Source organism: Allobosea sp. TWI1241, from assembly GCF_039673065.1.
Lineage (GTDB): Bacteria > Pseudomonadota > Alphaproteobacteria > Rhizobiales > Beijerinckiaceae > Allobosea.
The window spans coordinates 179,665-199,528 of the sequence record NZ_JBDJKW010000001.1 but is presented as its reverse complement, the minus strand read 5'-3'; the positions used below and the strand labels follow the sequence as shown (position 1 = coordinate 199,528).

The 19,864-nt window shown below is 70.5% G+C and carries 16 protein-coding genes; 4 read left to right on the top strand and 12 right to left on the bottom strand.

The window, feature by feature from the left end:
* Window positions 1–40: 40 nt before the first annotated feature.
* Window positions 41–2,692, bottom strand: coding sequence for an alanine--tRNA ligase (gene alaS, locus ABE438_RS00985; RefSeq protein ID WP_346500339.1), 2,652 nt, complete (start codon window positions 2,690–2,692; stop codon window positions 41–43).
* Between the two features lie 183 nt (window positions 2,693–2,875).
* Window positions 2,876–3,922 (bottom strand): recombinase RecA, encoded by a 1,047-nt coding sequence (gene recA / locus ABE438_RS00980; RefSeq protein ID WP_465248541.1) that lies wholly within the window; start codon window positions 3,920–3,922, stop codon window positions 2,876–2,878.
* 266 nt (window positions 3,923–4,188) lie between these two features.
* On the opposite strand from recA, the gene ABE438_RS00975 reads away from it, so the two are divergent.
* Together ABE438_RS00975 and ABE438_RS00970 are read left to right on the top strand one after the other, a co-directional pair.
* Window positions 4,189–5,493 (top strand): MFS transporter, encoded by a 1,305-nt coding sequence (locus tag ABE438_RS00975; RefSeq protein WP_465248528.1) that lies wholly within the window; start codon window positions 4,189–4,191, stop codon window positions 5,491–5,493.
* 36 nt (window positions 5,494–5,529) lie between these two features.
* Complete coding sequence (locus tag ABE438_RS00970) at window positions 5,530–6,087, top strand: hypothetical protein (protein WP_346500334.1); 558 nt, start codon at window positions 5,530–5,532, stop codon at window positions 6,085–6,087.
* Between the two features lie 85 nt (window positions 6,088–6,172).
* On the opposite strand, the gene cckA is transcribed toward ABE438_RS00970, so the two are convergent.
* The 7 genes from cckA to flgB all read right to left on the bottom strand — a co-directional run bounded on the left by cckA (window position 6,173) and on the right by flgB (window position 12,147).
* Complete coding sequence (gene cckA, locus ABE438_RS00965) at window positions 6,173–8,671, bottom strand: cell cycle histidine kinase CckA (RefSeq protein WP_346500332.1); 2,499 nt, start codon at window positions 8,669–8,671, stop codon at window positions 6,173–6,175.
* A gap of 86 nt (window positions 8,672–8,757) precedes the next feature.
* The gene (gene flhB, locus ABE438_RS00960; protein WP_346500330.1) at window positions 8,758–9,825 is read right to left on the bottom strand and encodes a flagellar biosynthesis protein FlhB; all 1,068 of its coding nucleotides are present in this window, start codon (window positions 9,823–9,825) and stop codon (window positions 8,758–8,760) included.
* Window positions 9,826–9,835: 10 nt separating this feature from the next.
* Complete coding sequence (gene fliR / locus ABE438_RS00955) at window positions 9,836–10,594, bottom strand: flagellar biosynthetic protein FliR (protein WP_346500328.1); 759 nt, start codon at window positions 10,592–10,594, stop codon at window positions 9,836–9,838.
* A gap of 80 nt (window positions 10,595–10,674) precedes the next feature.
* Window positions 10,675–10,941, bottom strand: a complete 267-nt coding sequence (gene fliQ, locus ABE438_RS00950; RefSeq protein WP_346500327.1) for a flagellar biosynthesis protein FliQ — start codon at window positions 10,939–10,941, stop codon at window positions 10,675–10,677.
* 27 nt (window positions 10,942–10,968) lie between these two features.
* Window positions 10,969–11,289 (bottom strand): flagellar hook-basal body complex protein FliE, encoded by a 321-nt coding sequence (gene fliE / locus ABE438_RS00945; protein ID WP_346500325.1) that lies wholly within the window; start codon window positions 11,287–11,289, stop codon window positions 10,969–10,971.
* Between the two features lie 32 nt (window positions 11,290–11,321).
* On the bottom strand, window positions 11,322–11,732 hold the full coding sequence (gene flgC, locus ABE438_RS00940) for a flagellar basal body rod protein FlgC (protein ID WP_346500323.1): 411 nt from the start codon (window positions 11,730–11,732) through the stop codon (window positions 11,322–11,324).
* 25 nt (window positions 11,733–11,757) lie between these two features.
* Window positions 11,758–12,147, bottom strand: a complete 390-nt coding sequence (flgB, locus tag ABE438_RS00935; RefSeq protein WP_346500321.1) for a flagellar basal body rod protein FlgB — start codon at window positions 12,145–12,147, stop codon at window positions 11,758–11,760.
* A gap of 257 nt (window positions 12,148–12,404) precedes the next feature.
* On the opposite strand from flgB, the gene ABE438_RS00930 reads away from it, so the two are divergent.
* Together ABE438_RS00930 and fliP are read left to right on the top strand one after the other, a co-directional pair.
* Window positions 12,405–13,979: a hypothetical protein gene (locus tag ABE438_RS00930; RefSeq protein WP_346500319.1), complete on the top strand. Its 1,575-nt coding sequence runs from the start codon at window positions 12,405–12,407 to the stop codon at window positions 13,977–13,979.
* A 302-nt stretch (window positions 13,980–14,281) separates the two neighbouring features.
* Window positions 14,282–15,004 (top strand): flagellar type III secretion system pore protein FliP, encoded by a 723-nt coding sequence (fliP, locus tag ABE438_RS00925; protein WP_346501017.1) that lies wholly within the window; start codon window positions 14,282–14,284, stop codon window positions 15,002–15,004.
* Window positions 15,005–15,028: 24 nt separating this feature from the next.
* On the opposite strand, the gene ABE438_RS00920 is transcribed toward fliP, so the two are convergent.
* The 3 genes from ABE438_RS00920 to ABE438_RS00910 form a co-directional block, all read right to left on the bottom strand.
* The gene (locus ABE438_RS00920; RefSeq protein WP_346500318.1) at window positions 15,029–18,433 is read right to left on the bottom strand and encodes a hypothetical protein; all 3,405 of its coding nucleotides are present in this window, start codon (window positions 18,431–18,433) and stop codon (window positions 15,029–15,031) included.
* 124 nt (window positions 18,434–18,557) lie between these two features.
* Window positions 18,558–19,394, bottom strand: a complete 837-nt coding sequence (locus ABE438_RS00915; RefSeq protein WP_346500316.1) for a MotE family protein — start codon at window positions 19,392–19,394, stop codon at window positions 18,558–18,560.
* Window positions 19,391–19,855, bottom strand: coding sequence for a DUF6468 domain-containing protein (locus ABE438_RS00910; RefSeq protein WP_346500314.1), 465 nt, complete (start codon window positions 19,853–19,855; stop codon window positions 19,391–19,393). Before ABE438_RS00910 ends, ABE438_RS00915 begins: the two co-directional genes overlap by 4 nt.
* Between the last annotated feature and the right edge of the window lie 9 nt (window positions 19,856–19,864).

Here is a 19,864-nt window from a genome sequence, read left to right as displayed (position 1 = left end):
CGGCGCGAGAACGGCATGGGCCGGGCGACGCCGATCCCGTTCAGCCCATCGCGGCGGCGATGGCGTCGAGCGCGGCCTGGGCCTGCGCCCCGTCCGGGCCGCCGGCCTGGGCCATGTCGCGGCGGCCACCGCCGCCCTTGCCGCCGAGCTTCTCGGAGCCGGCGCGCACCAGCGCCACCGCGTCGAAGCGCTCGGTCAGATCGGGCGTGACGCCGACGACGATACCGGCCTTGCCGTCCTCGGCGACGCTGACGATCGCCACCACGCCTGAGCCGACACGGCTCTTGGCCTCGTCGGCCAGGCTCTTGAGATCCTTCATCTCGATGCCGGTGACGGCGCGGGCGAGCAGCTTGGCGCCGCCGACCTCGCGGATCGGGTCGCCGGCCTCGCCGCCGCCGCCCATGGCGAGCTTCTTGCGGGCCTCGGTCAGCTCGCGCTCGAGCCTGCGGCGCTCCTCGACCAGGCTGGCGACGCGAGCCGGCAGCTCGGCGATCGGCGCCTTCAGCACGCCGGCCATCTCGTCGAGCGCGACGCTCTCCTCGCGCAGATGGCGGCGGGCTGCCTCGCCGGTCAGCGCCTCGAGACGCCGCACGCCGGCCGCGACGCCGGCCTCCGACAGCACTGCGACCAGGCCGATATCGCCGGTGCGGCCGGCATGGGTGCCGCCGCAGAGCTCGACCGAGAAGGTCTTCGGCGGGTTCGCCTCGCGATCGGTGCCCATCGAGACGACGCGGACCTCGTCGCCGTATTTCTCACCGAAGAGCGCGCGGGCGCCCGAGGCGATGGCGTCGTCGACCGACATCAGCTTGGTGCTGATCGGCTCGTTCTGCAGCACCAGCCTGTTGGCCATCTGCTCGACCCGGGCGAGCTCCTCGCGCGAGATCGGCTTGGGATGGCTGAAGTCGAAGCGCAGGCGCTCCGGCTGCACCAGCGAGCCCTTCTGTGCGACATGGTCGCCGAGCACGCGGCGCAGCGCCTCGTGCAGCAGATGGGTCGCGGAGTGGTTGGCGCGGATGGTGCCGCGGCGGCCATGATCGACCGTCAGCTCGGCCGGCTTGCCGACGGTGATCTCGCCCGAGACGACCTCGACATGATGCACGAAGACGTCGCCCAGCTTCTTCTGGACGTCGGTGACGCGGGCCTGGAAGCCGGCGCCGGTCAGCGTGCCGGTATCGCCGACCTGGCCGCCGGACTCGCCGTAGAACGGCGTCTGGTTGAGGATGACCAAGCCGGTCTCGCCCTGCTTCAGCGCGGCGACCTCGGCATTGTCCTTGACCAGCGCGGTGACGACGCCCTCCGCGCTCTCGGTGTCGTAGCCGAGGAACTCGGTCGCGCCGATGCGCTCGCGCAGCGGGAACCAGAGCTTTTCGGTGGCTTCCTCGCCGGTGCCGGCCCAGGCGGCGCGCGCCTTGGCCTTCTGCTGCGCCATGGCGGCGTCGAAGCCGTCGAGATCGACGCCGACGCCGCGGGCGCGCAGCGCGTCCTGCGTCAGGTCGAGCGGGAAGCCGTAGGTGTCGTAGAGGGTGAAGGCGACGTCGCCCTTGAGCTTGTCGCCGCTGCCAAGCCCCTGTGCCTCTTGGTCGAGGATGGCGAGGCCGCGCGCCAGCGTGGTGCGGAAGCGGGTCTCTTCCAGCTTCAGCGTCTCGCCGATCAGCGCCTCGGCGCGGATGAGCTCCGGATAGGCCTGGCCCATCTCGCGCACCAGCGCCGGCACCAGCCGGTGCATCAGTGGATCCCTGGCGCCGAGCAACTGCGCATGGCGCATGCCGCGGCGCATGATCCGGCGCAGCACATAGCCGCGGCCCTCATTAGAGGGCAGCACGCCGTCGGCGATCAGGAAGGCGGAGCAGCGCAGATGGTCGGCGATGACGCGGTGGCTGGCGCTCATCGGCCCGTCGGGCGGGACGTTGGTGAGGTCGGCGATGGTGCGGATCAGCGTGGCGAACAGGTCGATCGCGTAATTGTCATGCGTGCCCTGGAGCACGGCGGCGATGCGCTCCAGCCCCATGCCGGTGTCGATCGAGGGGCGGGGCAGGTCGGTGCGGATGCCGCCGGCCGCTTCCTCGTACTGCATGAAGACGAGATTCCAGATCTCGATGAAGCGGTCGCCGTCCTCGTCGGGCGAGCCGGGAGGGCCGCCGGGGATGTGGTCGCCGTGGTCGTAGAAGATCTCCGAGCAGGGGCCGCAGGGGCCGGTGTCGCCCATGCGCCAGAAATTGTCGGAGGTCGGGATGCGGATGATCTTGGAATCCGACAGGCCGGCGATCTTCTTCCAGAGCGCGTGGGCGTCGTCGTCCTCGGAATAGACGGTGACTGTCAGCTTCTCCTTGGGCAGGCCGAACTCGCGGGTGACCAGGGTCCAGGCGTGATGGATCGCCTGTTCCTTGAAGTAGTCGCCGAACGAGAAGTTGCCGAGCATCTCGAAGAAGGTGTGGTGGCGGGCGGTGTAGCCGACATTGTCGAGGTCGTTGTGCTTGCCGCCGGCGCGCACGCATTTCTGTGCCGTGGTGGCGCGCGAATAGGGACGCTTCTCCTGGCCGGTGAAGACGTTCTTGAACTGCACCATGCCCGAATTGGCGAACATCAGCGTCGGATCGTTGCGCGGAACGAGCGGGCTCGACGGGACGATCTCGTGGCCGTTGGCCTTGAAATAGTCGAGGAAGGTGGACCTGATCTCGTTGACGCCGCTCATCGCAATCTTGGCTCTGGTTCGGGCAGGGGCCGGCGGGGCCGGCGGGCCGCAAGGTTCTATGCGGCCCACTCATACGTGTCCAGAAAGCGCCCGCAAGGGCCGGCATGCGCATGAGCGCGTCCCGGCCAAATGAAACGGGCGGCCGCGAGGCCGCCCGTGATCCTGTCCGGAAGGGGCGAAGGCTCAGGCCTCGCCCTCGTCGAGATCCTCGGCGGTCGGGTCGACCTGCTCGAGGATACGCTCGGCGACGAGGCCGGAATTCTGGCGGATGGTGGCCTCGATACGCGCCGCGACGTCGGGATTGGCCTTCATGAAGGTCTTGGCGTTCTCGCGGCCCTGGCCGAGGCGCTGGCTGTCGAATGAGAACCAGGCGCCCGACTTCTCGACGATGCCGGCCTTGACGCCGAGATCGATCAGCTCGCCGGCCTTGGAGATGCCCTCGCCGAACATGATGTCGAACTCGACCTGCTTGAAGGGCGGCGCGACCTTGTTCTTCACGACCTTGACGCGCACCGAGTTGCCGGTGGCCTCGTCGCGGTCCTTCAGGGTCGAGACGCGGCGGATGTCGAGACGCACCGAGGCGTAGAACTTCAGCGCGTTGCCGCCGGTGGTGGTCTCCGGGCTGCCATACATCACGCCGATCTTCATGCGGATCTGGTTGATGAAGATCACCATGCAGTTCGACCGCGAGATCGAGGCGGTGAGCTTGCGCAGGGCCTGGCTCATCAGGCGGGCCTGGAGGCCGGGCTGGCTATCGCCCATCTCGCCCTCGATCTCGGCACGCGGGGTCAGCGCCGCGACCGAGTCGATGACGAGCACGTCGATCGCGCCGGAGCGGACCAGCGTGTCGGTGATCTCGAGCGCCTGCTCGCCGGTGTCGGGCTGGGAGATCAGCAGGTCGTCGAGATTGACGCCGAGCTTGCGGGCATAGACCGGGTCGAGCGCGTGCTCGGCGTCGACGAAGGCGCAGACGCCGCCCTTCTTCTGCGCCTCGGCGATGGTGTGCAGCGCCAGCGTGGTCTTGCCTGAGGATTCCGGCCCGTAGATCTCGATGACGCGGCCGCGCGGCAGGCCGCCGACGCCGAGCGCGATGTCGAGCCCGAGCGAACCGGTCGAGACGGTCTCGATCTCGATCGCCTGCTGGTTCTTGCCCAGACGCATGATCGAGCCCTTGCCGAAGGCGCGCTCGATCTGAGAGAGCGCGGCGTCCAGGGCCTTGGCCTTATCCATCGAGGAGCCTTCCACGAGCTTGAGATTCGCCTGATTCACGACGTCCGCTCCTTATGGCAGGGCGCGACGACATCTCAAATCCGCGCCTGTGGATATCTGGTCATGGTTTGTTCTCATTGGCAAGTTCTTTTTTCGTTCTCTTTTTCACATGCATCATAGGCGCATCGTCTTATGAATTGACGTTTCGTCATGCGCTTGGCGAATGGATCGGGCGCTGCTAGAGGCGCCTCCTGTCGCGTCAAGCTCCTGTTTTGAAGGATTATACCGTGGCCGCTTCCGCTCCCGCCGCCCGCGGCGGCAACTCCCCGCGCCGTGTCCTGTTCGCCAGCCTGGTCGGCACGACGATCGAGTTCTTCGACTTCTACATCTACGCCACGGCGGCTGTGCTGGTGTTCCCGAAGCTGTTCTTCCCGGGCGCCGACGCGACGTCGGGCATGCTGCAATCCTTCGCCACCTTTGCGATCGCCTTTTTCGCAAGGCCGATCGGCGCGGCGGTGTTCGGCCATTTCGGCGACCGGGTCGGCCGCAAGGCGACGCTGGTCGCGGCGCTGATGATGATGGGCCTGTCGACCGTGGCGATCGGCCTGCTGCCGACCTATGCGCAGGTCGGCGTGCTGGCGCCGCTCCTGCTGGCGCTGTGCCGGCTCGGCCAGGGGCTCGGGCTCGGCGGCGAGTGGGGCGGGGCGGTGCTGCTCGCTACCGAGAACGCGCCGCGCGGCAAGGAGGCCTGGTACGGCATGTTCCCGCAGCTCGGCGCGCCGATCGGCTTCATCTTCGCCACGGGCAGCTTCCTGCTGCTCTCGGAGGTGCTGACCGACGCGCAGTTCTTCTCCTTCGGCTGGCGCATCCCCTTCATCGCCAGCGCGCTGCTGGTGTTCATGGGGCTCTATGTCCGCCTGCGCATCACCGAGACGCCGGCCTTCCAGGCGACGATCGAGAAGCGCGAGCGGGTGCGCCTGCCGCTGGCGACCGTGGTCTCCGGCCATGGAAGGACGCTGGTGCTCGGCACGCTGGCGGCGCTCGCCACCTTCGTGCTGTTCTACCTGATGACGGTGTTCTCGCTGAGCTGGGGCACGGTGGCGCTCGGCTACAGCCGCGTGCAGTTCCTGCCGATGCAGATGGCCGGCGTGGTGTTCTTCGGGCTGACCATCCCGATCTCGGCGCTGCTGGCGGATCGCTATGGCCGGCGACGCACGCTGTTCTGGACCAGCCTCGCCATCGCCGGTTTCGGCGCGCTGCTGTCGCCGCTGTTCGGCTCCGGCAGCATGATCGGGGTCCTGCTGTTCTTCGGCCTCGGCTTCGCGCTGATGGGCTTCACCTACGGCCCGCTCGGCACGGCGCTGGCCGAGCTGTTCCCGACCGAGGTGCGCTATACCGGCGCCTCGCTCACCTTCAACTTCGGCGGCATCGTCGGCGCCTCGCTCGCGCCCTATATCGCGACCTGGCTGGCGACGAACTGGGGGCTGGGCTATGTCGGCCTGTATCTGGCGGTGGCCGGGCTGATCACGGCGCTGGCGCTGGCGTTGGTCGGCCGCGAGGCGGTGCCTGCCAGGAAAGCGATGGCAGGCTGAAGCGGGGCGTCGCGCCTCGCCTGTGGAGGTCGGACGATGCGTGACGAGCCTGCCGGAACCAGACGGGGCCGCCCGCGGCGCGGCCTGCAGCTGCTGCTGATCCCGCTCGACCTGGTGGTCGGGCTGGTGATCCTGCTCGACGAGATGGTGCGGCCGCTCTACCGGCCGCTGCTGAGCTGGTTCTCAGGCCTGCAGATCGTGGCGCGGGCCGAGCGCTGGATCGGCTCGCTGCCGCCCTATGGCGCGCTGGCGGCTTTGGCCGTGCCCTTCGCCATCGCCGAGCCGCTGAAGCTGCTCTCGCTGGTGCTGCTGGCGCGCGGTGCGCTCTGGCCGGGGCTGGTGACCATGGGCATCGCCCATCTCGGCAGCTTCCTGCTGGTCGAGCGCGTCTATCACGCCGGGCGCGCCCAGCTCCTGACGATTCCCTGGTTCGCCTGGTGCATCGGCTGGCTGGACACCATCCGCCGCACGATCCTCGACCGCATCAAGGCGACGGCGGCCTTCCAGCGCATGGCGGAGCTGGGGGCGGCGCTGCGCCAGCGGGCCCGCTACTGGCTGCTGCGCGGGCGGATCTGGTGGGCGCGGCGCCGCTGAGGCTGCCGCCGCCGGGATCGCTCTCGCATGGAGAGGCGGCCCGAAACCTCTCCCAGCGTCGGGCCTTTTTGCCGGTCCTCGGCCTTCAGCCCATCGCCGCCTTGGCCGTCTCGACGAGCTGCTTCATCGTGAACGGCTTGGGCAGGAAGTGGAAATCCTCGCCCTCCGGCAGGTTCTTGCGGAAGGCCTCCTCGGCATAGCCGGAGACGAAGACCACCTTGGTCTGCGGGTTGCGCTTGCGCAGCTCGCCGAGCAGCGTCGGCCCGTCCATCTCCGGCATGACCACGTCGGAAATCACGAGGTCGACCTGCCCGTCATGGCGGGTGAAGATGTCGAGCGCCTCGACGCCGGAGGCCGCCTCGTGGACGGTGTAGCCGCGCGAGACCAGCATGCGGGCGTTCAGCGCGCGCACCGCGTCCTCGTCCTCGACCAGCAGGATGACGCCGGCGCCGGTATGGTCGGCCGCCTTCTTCGGCGCCTCGCGGACGGCGTTCTCGGAGGCGATCTCCTCATCGGTCGGGACATGGCGCGGCAGGAAGATGCGGAAATTCGTGCCGCGGCCGAGGACGGAGTCGCAGAAGACGAAGCCGCCGGTCTGCTTGACGATGCCGTAGACCATGGAGAGGCCCAGCCCGGTGCCCTTGCCGACCTCCTTGGTGGTGAAGAAGGGCTCGAAGATCTTCTCGAGATGCTCGGCCGGGATGCCGGTGCCGCTGTCCTCGACCTCGAGCAGCACATAGTCGGCCTCGGGCAGGGCGGTCAGGCGGAACTCGGGCACCTCCGCCGCCGGCACATTGCGGGTGCGCACCTGCAGCTTGCCGCCATCCGGCATGGCGTCGCGGGCGTTGACCGCGAGATTGACCACCACCTGCTCGAGCTGGCCGAGATCGGCCTTGACCGGCCAGAGGTCGCGGCCCTGGCGCACGTCGAGCATGATCTTGTCGGCGACGACGCGCTTCAGCATCAATGAGAGGTCGGAGAGCACGTCGCCGAGCGCCAGCACCTGCGGGCGCAGCGTCTGGCGCCGCGAGAAGGCGAGCAGCTGCCGCACCAGCGCCGCGGCGCGGTAGGCGTTCTGCTTGATCTGCATGATGTCCGGGAAGGACGGGTCGGTCGGCTTGTGGCTGGCGAGCAGGAACTCGGAGGCGTTGATGATGACCTGCAGCACGTTGTTGAAATCGTGCGCGATGCCGCCCGCGAGCTGGCCGACGGCCTGCATCTTGCCGGCCTGGTCCATGTTGTCGCGCAGCTTCCGCTCGGCGGTGGTCTCCAGCACGTAGACGATGGCGCTCTCGCCGTCGCCGTCCTCCCCCGCCGCGACGGGCGAGAGATAGAGCCGGGCCGAGCGCGTCTCGTCGGCCGAGAGGCTGACGTCGAGCGGGGCGACATCGCCGCGACCGGCCAGCACGCCGTCGAAGGCTGCGTCGAGATCGGCGCCGGCGAAGAGCTCGCGGATCGTCGCCGGGCGGCTGTCGCGCGGGGCGAGGCGGGTGAAGGCGGCGTTGGAGCGCAGGATGGCGCCGCTGCGGTCGACGGTGGCGATCGCCATCGGGGTGGCGTGGAAGAAGCGCGCGAAGCGGGCTTCAGCGTCGCTGCGCTCGTCGGCCCCGGCCTCGCCGGCGGCGCGGTTGAGCACGAGGGTACGCGAGGCGCCGGCACGGCCCTCCTGGTCGAAGGCGACCTGATGGTGCAGGCGGACCGGCAGCGAGGCGCCGTTGCGGCGGCGCAGGTCGACATCGAGCACCTCGATGCGGACGTCGCCGGGCTGGCCGCGAATGGCCTGGATCAGCGCGGCGGCGCTCGGCGAGGCGATGTCGTCGAGATGCAGCCCGCCGGAGCCGAAGCGGGCGAGATCGTAGTCGAGCCAGCCGGCCAGCGTGGCGTTGAGATAGGGCACTTCGCCGTCGGCGTTCATCGACAGGAAGCCGGCGGGCGCGTGGTCGAGATAGTCGATCGCGTGCTGGAGTTCCTGGAAGGCGTTCTCCTGGCGTTCGCGCTCGGGCGTGATGTCGGAGACGGCCCAGAGCGTCGCCGGGCGGCCGGCGCGCATGATCTGCGTCACGCGGATGCGGTACCAACCGACAGCGCCGCCGCCGCTGAGCGCGGGCTCGAGCCGGACCTCCTCAGAGAGCCTGCGGCCGCCGCGGGCGGCGGTGGCGAGGCGGTAGATCGCCTCCGAGACCTCGGCGCGGCCCTTGAACAGCCGCTCCACCGGGGCGATCTCGCTGGCGTTGCGGGCGCCGGCCAGGGCGAGATAGGCCTCGTTGGCGTAGAGGATGCGGTTGTCGCCCTCGGTGACCACGAGGCCGTCCTCGGCGCCATCGACGATCGTCTTGGTCAGGTCGTTGCGGGCGGCGCGGCCCGAGAACTGCACGACGCCGATCGCGAAGGCGAACAGGCTGAACACGCCGATCACCGAGAGCAGGCCGAGCAGGCCGAGAATCAGCGGCTGTGCCCATTCGTTGGCGATGAAGCCGAGCGCGATGGCCGCGCCGACCAGCAGCCCCGCCACCAGCAGGATGATGCCGACATGGCCGGGCCTGTCGGAGCGGTCGATCGCGGTCGTCGCCGTGCTTGCGCTCATAGCGGCAGGTCCGTTTCCCTGGGGCGGCCCGGCGGGGCGGGCATGCGTCTGCTCATCGTGTCGACGGGGTTCGTCCAGCCAGCGAGTTAGGCGCGCCGGCGCTTGAGGCGCAAGACGTAACCGATGACTTCCGCGACAGCCTGGTAGTGTTCGACAGGAATCTCGTCGTCGATTTCGACGGTTGCGTAAAGGGCCCGCGCCAGCGGCGGGTTCTCGACGATCGGGATCTCGTGCGCACCGGCGACCTCGCGGATCTTCAGCGCGATGGCGTCGACGCCCTTGGCGAGGCAGACCGGCGCGCCCTGGCCGTTCTCGTATTGCAGCGCCACCGCATAGTGGGTCGGGTTGGTGATGATCACGGTCGCTTTGGGCACCTGCGCCATCATGCGCGAGCGCGACTTCTGCATGCGCAGCTGCCGGAGCTTCGCCTTGACCTCGGGATTGCCCTCGCTGTTCTTGAACTCTTCCTTGAGCTCCTGCTTCGTCATGCGCTGGCGCTGGTACCAGGTGAAGCGCTGATAGGCGAAGTCGCCGATGGCGATGATCGCGAAGATCGCCAGCACGCTGCCCATCAGCTTGATGGTGAGGGAGAGGACGGCCGGCATCAGCGCGTGCACGTCCATCCGGGCGAAGCCCTGCAGCCGGTCGCGCTCGCCCCAGAGCACCAGCCAGACGCCGATGCCGACCAGCGTGATCTTGGCCAGGCCCTTGAGGAAGTTGACCCAGGCGTCCTTGCCGAAGACGCGCTTGGCGCCGTTCATCGGCGAGATGCGGTTCAGCTTCGGCATCAGCGGCTCGGTGGTCCAGAGCGGCTTGTGCTGGATCAGCGCCCCGGCGAGCGCCGCCACGAAGATGAAGGCGAGCGGCAGGCCCAGCGCGGCGAAGCCGGTGAGAATGCCCTGGCCGGTGACGTGGAAGAGGGCGGCGCCTTCCGCCGGCACCTGGTGGGCGTTCATCAGGAAGGAGCGCAGCGACAGCGCGGCATTGCTCGCGGCCGAGCCGCCCGCGACCAGCAGGGCGAGCGTGAAGCCGCAGAGCACGAAGAAGGTGCCGATCTCCTGCGAGCGGGCGACGTCGCCCTTCTTGACCGCCTCTTCCAGCTTGCGCTGTGTCGGTTCTTCTGTGCGGTCTTCCTTGTCGGATTCCTCCGCCATGCCGCGCCCCCTACAGGCCGGAGATCTGGCGCAGGAACGCGCCGAGATCCTCGAGGAACACCGCCATCATCACCCCGACCGCCGCGAGCAGCACCAGCATGCCGCCGAGGATCGAGGCCGGCATGGCCAGGAAGAAGACCTGGAGCTGCGGCATCAGCCGGGCCAGCACGCCGAGCCCGAGATTGAACAGCAGGCCGAAGACGATGAAGGGCGCCGAGATCTGCACCGCGAGCGCGAAGCCCTGGCCCATCGCCTTGACCGCGAGCGCCAGCACGTCGCCGGTCTCGACGCTGCCGCCGGGCGGCAGCACGCGATAGCTCTCATGGATCGCGCCGATGGCGAGGTGGTGCAGGTCGGTGGCCAGGATCAGCGTGATGCCGAGCATGGTCAGGAAGTTCCCGATCGACGGGTTCTGCAGCCCGCCCGAGGGATCGACCGTCATGGCGAAGCCGAGCCCCATGGTCTGCGCGACGATGAGGCCGGCGGTCTGCAGCGCACCCATCAGCAGGCGCACGCAGCCGCCGAGCGCCAGCCCGGTCAGGATCTCGCCGACCAGCAGCAGGCCGATGCCCGCGGGCTCGGAGGGCATGATCATGACGCCGCGCACCATGGGCAGCAGCAGCAGGGCGAGGAAAAAGGCGAGTGCCAGCCGGCCGCGCGAGAGGATGGTGCGCTCGCCGATGCCCGGCATCAGCATCACCAGCGTGCCCACGCGCGCGAAGACCAGCACGAACAGGGCGCTGAGCTCGGGCAGGATGGCGATCTGCATCGGGCGGAGCCGACTCCGGCGCCAGAGCGGTTCGGCGAGCCCCCGCTGCGCCGGACAGGCGGGGCAGGCCGGCGCGAACGTCATTCGCCCGTGGCGATTCGGACGGCGACACGTCCCATATACCCCGCCAGCGCATCGCCCATGAACGGCAAAAACAGCAGCAAGGCGCCGAAGACGGCGAGGATCTTCGGCACGAAGACCAGCGTCTGCTCCTGGATCTGGGTCAGCGCCTGGAACAGCGAGACGGTGAGGCCGACGCCGAGCGCGATCAGCATCAGCGGCCCGCCGGCCTTGAGGAAGACCACGATGCCGTCGCGGGCGATGTCGAGGATGGCGGCTGAGGTCATCGGGCTGTGTCCGTCGCGGGCGGCCGGTCAGACCGGCATGCGCATGATCTCTTCATAGGCGGCGATCACCCGGTCGCGCACCGCGACGAGCGTCTCGATCGCAGCCTCGCTCTCGGCGACCGCGGTGACGACGTCGACCACGTCGGCGCGGCCGGCGGCGACGCTGGCGGCCTGGGTGTCGGCGGCGCGGGCCGACTGCGCCGTGGTCTCCAGCGCCTTGCCGAGCAGCGAGCCGAAATCGGGCATGCCGGCCGCGCCGCCGGTGCTCGCCGGCTTGGTCGGCAGGCCGCCGCGGGCGAGGCCCTGCATCGAGGCGTAGGCGCCTGCTGCGAAACTGGAGGTGGTCATGGCATGGGCTCCGTGGCGGCCGCTCGCGACGCTCAGGCGCGGAGGATGTCGATGGTGCGCTGGATCATCCGGCGGGTGGAGGAGATCACGTTCAGATTGGCCTCGTAGCTGCGCTGTGCCTCGCGCATGTCCATCGATTCGACCAGCGAATTGACGTTGGGCATCTGCACCTGGCCGGTGGCGTCGGCGGCGGGATGGCCGGGGTCGAACTTGGTGCGGAACGGGCTGGCGTCGCGGCCGACGCGGCCGAGATCGACCACCTTGGCGTCGAGCTCGCGATCGAGCCGGTTCTGGAAGGTCACGATCTTGCGGCGATAGGGTGCCACGCCAGCGCGGTCGGGCGTCGAATCGGCGTTGGCCAGGTTCTCGGCGATGACGCGCATGCGGCCGGCCTGGCCCTTCAGGCCCGAGGCGGCGACGGCGATGCTCTTGAGCAGGTCCATGCGATGTCCTCAGCGCAAAGCGGGCTCAGCGGCCCTTGCCGATGGCGATCTTCATCAGGCCGAGCCCCTTGCTGTAGAGCGAGGCGGCGAGCTGGAAATCGGCCTGGTTCTGGGCGACCTTCAGCATCTCGTCCTCGAGATTGACGCTGTTGCCGCTCGGTGTGGTCTCGAAGCGCTTGGGATCGCGCGGGTCGAAGCCGCCGCGCTGGCCCGACGGGCCGAGATGCAGCGGCGAGGTCTGGGCGAGGCTGAGGCCGCCGCCGCCCGCAGGGTCGGGCGCGCGCAGGTCGTGCGGCTTGAAGCGCGGGGTGTCGGCGTTGGAGACGTTCTCCGCGAGCAGCTTCTGGCGCGTCTGATGCCAGTGCATCCGCGTCTTCAGGGCGCTCATCAGGTTCATGCCGCTGTTCGACGCCATGGCGTTGCGATTCTCCCGGGACAGGCCGCCTCGCGGGCCGTGCCGGCGCGCTGCGAGAGCCCGCCGACTGGGCAAATCTTGCCGGCCTCATGGTTAACGCCCGGTTAAGACCGGGCTGTTGCACAAACGCAGTTAACCATCCGGTAACCATGTTTCCCGAATGCGCGGGCGTTATGATATAGCCATGGGGTTCAACCTCGGGTGGCTTCCGTCAAGGAAGGTGGTCGTGGCTGTCGCGACGCTTCATGAGGCAAACCTTGCAGACCCTGTTTGGCTTCGAACTTTCGACCGGCATGCGCTGGATCATCGCCCTCGCGATCGTACTCGCCCTCGTCGCTCTGTTCTTCTTCGTCCTGCGCCGGATGTCCGGCCGGGGGCTGAACTTCAAGGGGCAGGGCGGCGGGCGCACCCGCCAGCCGCGCCTCGGCGTCGTCGATATCCATGACCTCGACCGCACGCGCCAGCTCGTGCTGGTGCGGCGCGACAATGTCGAACACCTCGTCATGATCGGCGGGGCGTCGGACGTCGTGATCGAGACCAATATCATGCGCGCCGGAGGCGCCCGCGTCGCCGCGCCGGCACCGACCGACGCCGAGCGCCCGGCCGCCTTCGATCCGGCCGGCCTCGCCGAGCCGTTCGACGAGCAGCGCCGGATGCCGCCGGTTCCCGATACGATGCCGGTTCCGCCGCAGCCCGTGCCGCTGCCACCCCAGACGGCGGCGCCCGTCCCGCCGGCGCCGGTCCCGATGCAGGGCCGCCCCGAGCCGGTGCAGCCGCCGCCGCGGCAGCCCGCGCCTTCGTCTTCGCCCGCTCGCCCGATGCAGACCGCTGGTGTCGCCGCCGCGGCCGGCATGGCCGCGACCATCGCCGGCGGTCGCGCCTCGGCCCCGCCTGCGTCCGAAACCGGCGAACTCGGCGACATGGCCCGCCAGTTGGAGGAAGCGCTGAAGCGCCCGTTCTCTGCCGTGCGCCCGGCCTCGCGCGGCGAGCCTTCGTTCGACGCGCCGGTGCCGCCGGCCCCGGTCGCTCCCCCGGTGCAGGCGCCGCCCGCCGCGCCCGTGGCACCTGCGCCGGTGCAGGCCAAGCCGGTTCGGCCGCAGCCGGGCGCCGACAAGCCGCTCGATATGGAAGCCGAGCTCGAAATGGCGCTCGGCCTGAAGCCGGCACCGGCGCGTCCCGCCGGTGCGCCGGTGTTCGTGCCGCCGGTCGTGGCCGCGCCCGAGCGTCGCCCCGTTCCACCTGCCGTTGAGCCCCAGCCCCCGGCCAAGCCCGAGCCGGCCAAGCCGGACACTGTGAATCAGGAGTCGGCCAAGCCTGAAACGGCCAAGCCGGAGCCCGCCAAGGCGCCGGAGCCCGCCTCGCAAGCCTTCGATCCGCTTGCCGGCTTCGAAGCCGAACTCGCCGCCGGCCTGCGTCGCGACGGTCTGCGCCCGGGCGAGCCCCGCAAGCCCGAGACCGATGGCTTCGCCGCCAAGCCGGCCGCGCCCGCAGCCGCGCCGAAGCCTGCCGAGACCGCGCCGAAGATCGTCGAGCCCAAGATTGCCGAGCCCAAGCCCGCCGACTCCAAGCCGGCCGAGCAGAAGGCCCCCGAGCCGAAGCCGGCGGATGCCAAGCCTCTCGACACGAAGCCCTCCGAGTCGAAGCCCGCGGAGGCCAAGCCCGTCGACGCTCAGGCTGCGGCCGAGCCGAAGGGCGAGGCGCCGGCCAAGCTCGCCGACAAGCCGACCGATGCCGCGCCCGCCAAGCCCGACGAGGTCGATCCCTTCTCCGTCGACGCCATCGAGGCGGAGTTCGCCCGCCTGCTGGGCCGTGATCTCAAGCCGAAGGGCTGAGCCCCGAACCGGCGCGGGAGACGCCCGGAGCCTACGCCGTCAGGAGATCGCCCCCAGCGGGGCGATTTTCGTTTGGGGCAGGCTGCCGCCGCCTCTTCGAGCGGTCCGTCGCAGATGCGTCGCAGCTGCTTTCCGAACCGTCTCGCGCCGCGATTTCGGCGTTGGATGGCGCTTGTGGTCGAATTTCCCTGCCCGGAGCGTTGCGATAGCGTCCAGGGGCCCGCGCCTTGATTCGGGCGGGACAGCGCATGCAGCACGCGACGCATCATTTTCGGAGAGCCTGCCGGCTGGCCTGCCTGGCCATGCTGCCGCTCGGCCTCGTGCTGCTGGCGGCCGCCTTCGGTCAGCCCGCTCTGGCGCAGACGCTGTCGCTCGATCTCGGGCAGGGCGGCGGCGTCAGCGAGCGGGCGCTGCAGCTGATCGCGGTGATCACGGTGCTGTCGCTGGCGCCGTCGATCCTGATCATGGTGACCTCGTTCACCCGGATCGTCGTGGTCCTGTCGCTGCTGCGCTCGGCGCTCGGCACGCAGACGGCCCCGCCGAATGCGGTCATCATCGGGCTGTCGCTGTTCCTGACCGCCTTCGTGATGACGCCGACCTTCCAGGAGGCCTACCGGGTCGCGGGCGCGCCGCTGATCGCCGGCGAGATCCAGCCGCAGCAGGCCTTCGAGCGCGGCGTGGTGCCGTTCCGGGCCTTCATGCTGCGCCATGTCCGCGAGAAGGACCTCGCGCTTTTCATGGACATGGCGACCGGGCCGCGGCCCGAGACGCCGGAGCAGGTCCAGCTGCAGGTGCTGATCCCGGCCTTCATGATCTCCGAATTGCGGCGGGCCTTCGAGATCGGCTTCCTGCTCTTCGTGCCCTTCCTGATCATCGACCTCGTCGTCGCCTCGGTGCTGATGTCGGTCGGCATGATGATGCTGCCGCCGGTGACGGTGGCGCTGCCGTTCAAGCTGATCTTCTTCGTGCTGGTCGATGGCTGGGGGCTGGTCGCCGGCTCGCTGGTCAAGAGTTACGGCAGCTAGCGGGCGAGGCTGGCCCGTAGCTTCTCAGCCCTGTCCGCCGCCCTGCGTCGCCGCGTCTTGCCGCTTCGGCTCCGGCTGGGGCCGCTCCCGCTCGGCGCCCGACAGCGCCGGATAGCGCTTGCGATAGGCGTTGAGGAAGTCCGACATGCTGTCGGCGCCGGCCGCCGCGCGGGCGGCCTCGCGGATGTCGGCGGCGCTGGCGCGGCTGGCGCCGGTCAGGAAGGCGAAGACGCGCGCATCGGCGCTCTGGGCCATTTTGGCGGCGAACTTGCTGCGCAGCCGGTCGAGCGACAGGGTCTCGCCCGACATGGCATAGGCGATTGCCGCGCGCATGACGTCGCCGCGCTCCGCATCGCCGAGGGCGGCGTCGCCGCGCCAGCTTTCGCCGAGGATGCGTTCCGCAGCCTCGCCGGCCTCGCGCCAGCGCTTGCCGGTCCACAGGATGTCGGCGACGAGCCGGTCGACCTCGGCGCCGGTCTCGCCTTCGAGCATGTCGAGCGCCTGGTCGGTGCGCGACAGGTCGGAGAGCGCCTTGGCCTCCAGGAGCAGGCGGGCGCGCTTGACCTCGCCGGGCAGCTCGGCGAGCCGGGTCGCCGCCAGCGCCTGCAGCGCCTCGGCCGGCTTGCCGCCCATCAGGCGGATCATGGCGAGCTTGGCCGCGACGGTGGACTTCGCCGCGCCGCTCAGCCGGCGGTCCATCTGGTAGTTGAGGATGTCGCCGGCCTGGTCGAGCAGATCGAGTTGGACAAGTCGGTCGGCGAGCAGGCGGGTGATCTCGTCGCCGCGGCGGCCGATCGGCAGGAACTCGCGGAAATCGTAGAAGAGGGCGAGCGCCTCGACGCGCGACAGCTTGTCGAGCTTGGGGTCGCTGAATAGCGCCTCGAAGCGCTGGGCGGTCTCGTCGTGCAGCAGGCGCACGGCCGGATGCTCGGGGAAGACCTCGTTGGCGCGCCGCGCGGTCATGAAGGCGTCGCGCCAGCGCTGCTGCGCGGCATAGATGCGCCCGAGTTCGACCAGCGCCTGGATCTCGATCTCGCCGCCGCGCCAGATCGCCGAGACGGTCTCCAGCCGCGCCGCCGCCTCGTCGAGCGAGAGATCGGCGCGCTTCTCGGCGCGGGCGAGCTGGACGGCGCGCAGCTGCGCCTCCGCCGCGACCGGCCGGCTCGTCGCCTCGAACAGCGCGCGATAGGCCTCCAGCGCCGCGTCGGCCCGGCCCGAGGCGTCGTCGAGCATGGCGCGCAGCAATGCGAGCTCCTCGGGCGCCACCAGCGTCTCGGGCATGTCGGCCAGCCGGGCGATCTGCTTCTCGGCGACGGTGGTGTCGTTCTGCGCCAGCGAGGCGCGCACCATGGCCGCGCGGAACGGCGCCTGGAGATCGGCCGGATAGCCGTCGAGAATGGCCTCGGCGCGGCGGAAGCCGGCCAGTGCCGGGGCGTTGCGGCCGAGGCGCTGCTGCGACAGGGCCCGCCACAGCCCGGTCTCGGCTTCCTCCTGCACGGGGGCGGCGTCGAAGGCGCGCAGCGCCTCCTCGTCGCGGTGCATCAGCGTCGCCACCACGCCCTTGAGGAAGAGCGCTTCGCGGTTGCTGCGCATGCCGGCATCGTCGGCGAGCAGCGCCTTGAGCGGGCCGGCGGCCTCGGAGGCCAGATGGTTGGCGAGGAGGAAGCGGACGAGCGCCAGCCGCGCCTGCGACTTGTGGCTGCGCGAGGCGCCGGCGGCGGCCTCCAGCAACGAGCGGGCGCGCTCGCGCACCTGGTCGGTGTGCAGATCCCGCCAGAGCGCGCTCTCGAGCAGCGGCGCGGAGGCGCCGGTGTCGCTCGCCTGCCGTGCCGGCTCGCTCGTCGCCGGGTCGAGGCTGACGGTGAGGCCGCCATTGCGGCCGATGACGGCTTCCTCGGTCGCGGCGCGCACCACGAGATCGTCGGCCAGCGCGCGGATCGCGGCGCCATGGGCGGTCTGCAGCAGGCCGAATTCGACGAAGCGATAGGGCTTGGTGACGGCGCGGGTCGGGCCGAGCGCGGTCACGACGGCGAGCGGCAGGTTGCCGTCGTGCCCTTCGAGCCAGTGCACGCCCGTCATGCCCGGCACCGGCAGGTCGACGACGGTCTGGCCGCGCTCGTCGGTGCCGCGCGCCGGCGCGATCGCCTGTGCCGGCTTGCCGAGGCCTTCGCCGAAGCTCAGCGTCCAGCCATTGCCGTCGTCGGAGAGCCGCGTCACCTGGCGCCGCGCGGTTTCGAGCCGCAGCACGGTGACCTTGGCCTCGCGCGTCACGGTGACGCCGCGCAGCAGGCCGGGCAGGAGGCCGTTCAGCCGGCCCGGATCGATGGTGTCGATCGTATGGAAGACGAGGGTGACGAGGCCGGGCTCGGCGATGGCCGCGGCGCCGGTCGGGCGCGGGAAGCGGAAGGCGATGCGCCCGCCCTCGGCCACCGTCTCGGCGCTGATCGAGACCTCCTGCGGCGGGAGCGGAGCGGCGGAAACCGCCTGTGCCGGCGCGGGCGTCGGCGTCGCGGCCTTGGCCGGCCTGGCGGCGGTCTCTGTCGCGGGCGGCTGTGCGGCGGCGGGCTCGGCCTTCGGCGCCGGCTCCGCCTTCTTGGCCTCGGCGGCCTCAAGTCCGGCGAGCGTCGCGGCGATGGTCTCGGCCGGCGAGGCGAGATCGACCGTCCAGCCGCCCTCGTCGCGGAAGCTGCGCAATTCGCGGCCCGTCGGCACGGTGAAAACCAGCCGGGCGCCGCCGGCCTCGTTGCGGGCGCTGTCGAGCGTGAAGCCCTCGGGCAGCAGGGCGCGCATCCGCCCGGCCATCAGCGTCATCTCGCGGTCGAAGGCGACGGTGAGCTTGTCGCCCTCGAGCTTCGGCGTCGCCGCGATGCCGTCCGCCGTCTTGAAGATCAGCCGGTCGAGCGTCGGCAGGCTGGCGACGCGCAGGTCGAGCGCAGGCGCCTCCGGCTTCGGCGCGCGGTCGATCTCGCGGGCGCGCGCCTCGGCGAGGCGCAGGCGCTCGGTCAGCTCGGCCACCACCTCGGGCGGCAGGCCCGGCAACTGGCCGCTCCAGTTCGGCGGCAGCAGGTCGACGAAGGCCCGGTCGCCGGCTTCCAGCAGGTTGGCGCGGTAGCTGCGGGCAAGCGCAAAGCGCAGGCCGCGGCCATCCGGATCGACGCGGGCCAGGGTGATATAGGCCGGCAGCTCGCGGGCGATGCGCGCGGGATCGATCTTGACCGGCTGGCTGAAGCCGACGACCAGCACGCCGTTGGCGACGCGCGCACGCGTGACGACCGGTTCGTCGAAGGTGAAGGCGATGCGTCCGAAGCCGCCGGGCATGGCCTGCCCGGTCAGCTGCGCGCTCGCGGCCAGCGCCGACGCGTCGAGCCCGGCAGCGAGGCTCAGTGCCGCCAGGCCGATGCCGAAGCTCAGGGAGCGCAGGTTACGCAAGACGCCGGATACTCACGCCACGATACGGATGCTCCGGACAGGCGGAGCGCGAGCGCAAGGCTAGGGCGTCAAGGATAACGCTGCGTTAAAGCGGCAAGCGGGCTTCAAGCGGCCTTCTGGCGCCTCAGCGCCGCGCCGCGGGCTCGATCGCCGGCAGCTCGTTGCCGCCGAGGCCGGCCGGCGCGACCCGCTCGACCACGAGGTTGGCGCGTCCGGGCTGGCTCAGCGCCACGGTCAGTTTCTCCGCCGCCTCGGACGACATGGCGGCGAGCACGTCGGACATCTTGCGCGGGTTCATCTGTCGCACCACCGGCACCAGCACGTCGAGCGAGAGCCGGTCGAAGACGCGGGCGGCGTCCTTGGGTTTCATGGTCTCGTACATGATCACGAGGTTCTTGAGCGCCTTGGCGGCTTCCTCGTTCTTCTGCTGCGGGCCGTCGGCCTTCTGCTCCAGCGCCTTGAGGTCGTCGACGCGGCCGTCGAGCCGCTTCTCGGCGTTGTCGAGCAGCTTCTCGCGCATGTCGAGCTCGCGCATGCGCGCCTCGATCTCGTCGCGGCGCTCGCCGAGGCGCTCGAGCAGGGCGCGCTCGGAGGGCGAGGGGGGCTGGGTACGCCGGTTCATCAGCTCGGCCTTGTTGGCCGGGTTGGCGGCCATCGTGGCATCGCGCTTCGCCTGCTCCTCGGGCGAGACCTTGCTCTCGGACGAAGCCTTGCCCTTCGGCGCGTCGATGGCACCCGTCGTCTCGGGGTCGAACAGAACGCCGGGGCCATGGGCGCGGCCGCCGCCCTCGCGGTCGGCCGGCTTGCCGGCCGCCTTCGCCGGGGCTGAAGACGTCAGAAATCCGGCGCTCGCCGGCACCCGCCCCGGATAAGGCTCGCTCGTCCACGCGAGCAGCTTCAGCGCCAGGAGACTCATGGCGCCGAGGATGACCGCGGGGATGAGCCGTGGCGACTGGATCACGCGGCCTGGCTCCCCAGGCGGCGGGCGGCACGGGCACGGATCGCGGCCGCGGCGCCGGCGGCGGTGGCCATGCGGGTGGCGACGGTCGGCTCGGGCACGGCTTCGGCGACTGCGGCCGGCGCGGCCTTGGGCGCCACGAGCTGCGCGGCGCCGACGATCTGGCCGATGCGCTCCATCACGCCCTGGCCAGCCTCGATCTGGGCGGCGAGGTCGGCGGCATAGCGCTCGGCGGTGAGCAGGCGCTCGGCCAGGGTGCGGTCGCAGTCGCCCAGCGTGTTCTTCAGCCCGGTGATGGCGCGCTCGGCAGTGTCGGTGGCGGCGACCAGCGCGCCGATCGTCTGGCGCATCGCGGCCTCGTCGGTCTTCAGGCGCTCGATGCGCTTCGACAGCACGTAGCAGGTGACGATCGTCGCGACCAGCAGGCAGCCGACCAGGACATCCGCGATCAGGGTGACGGTCATGACGGGTCC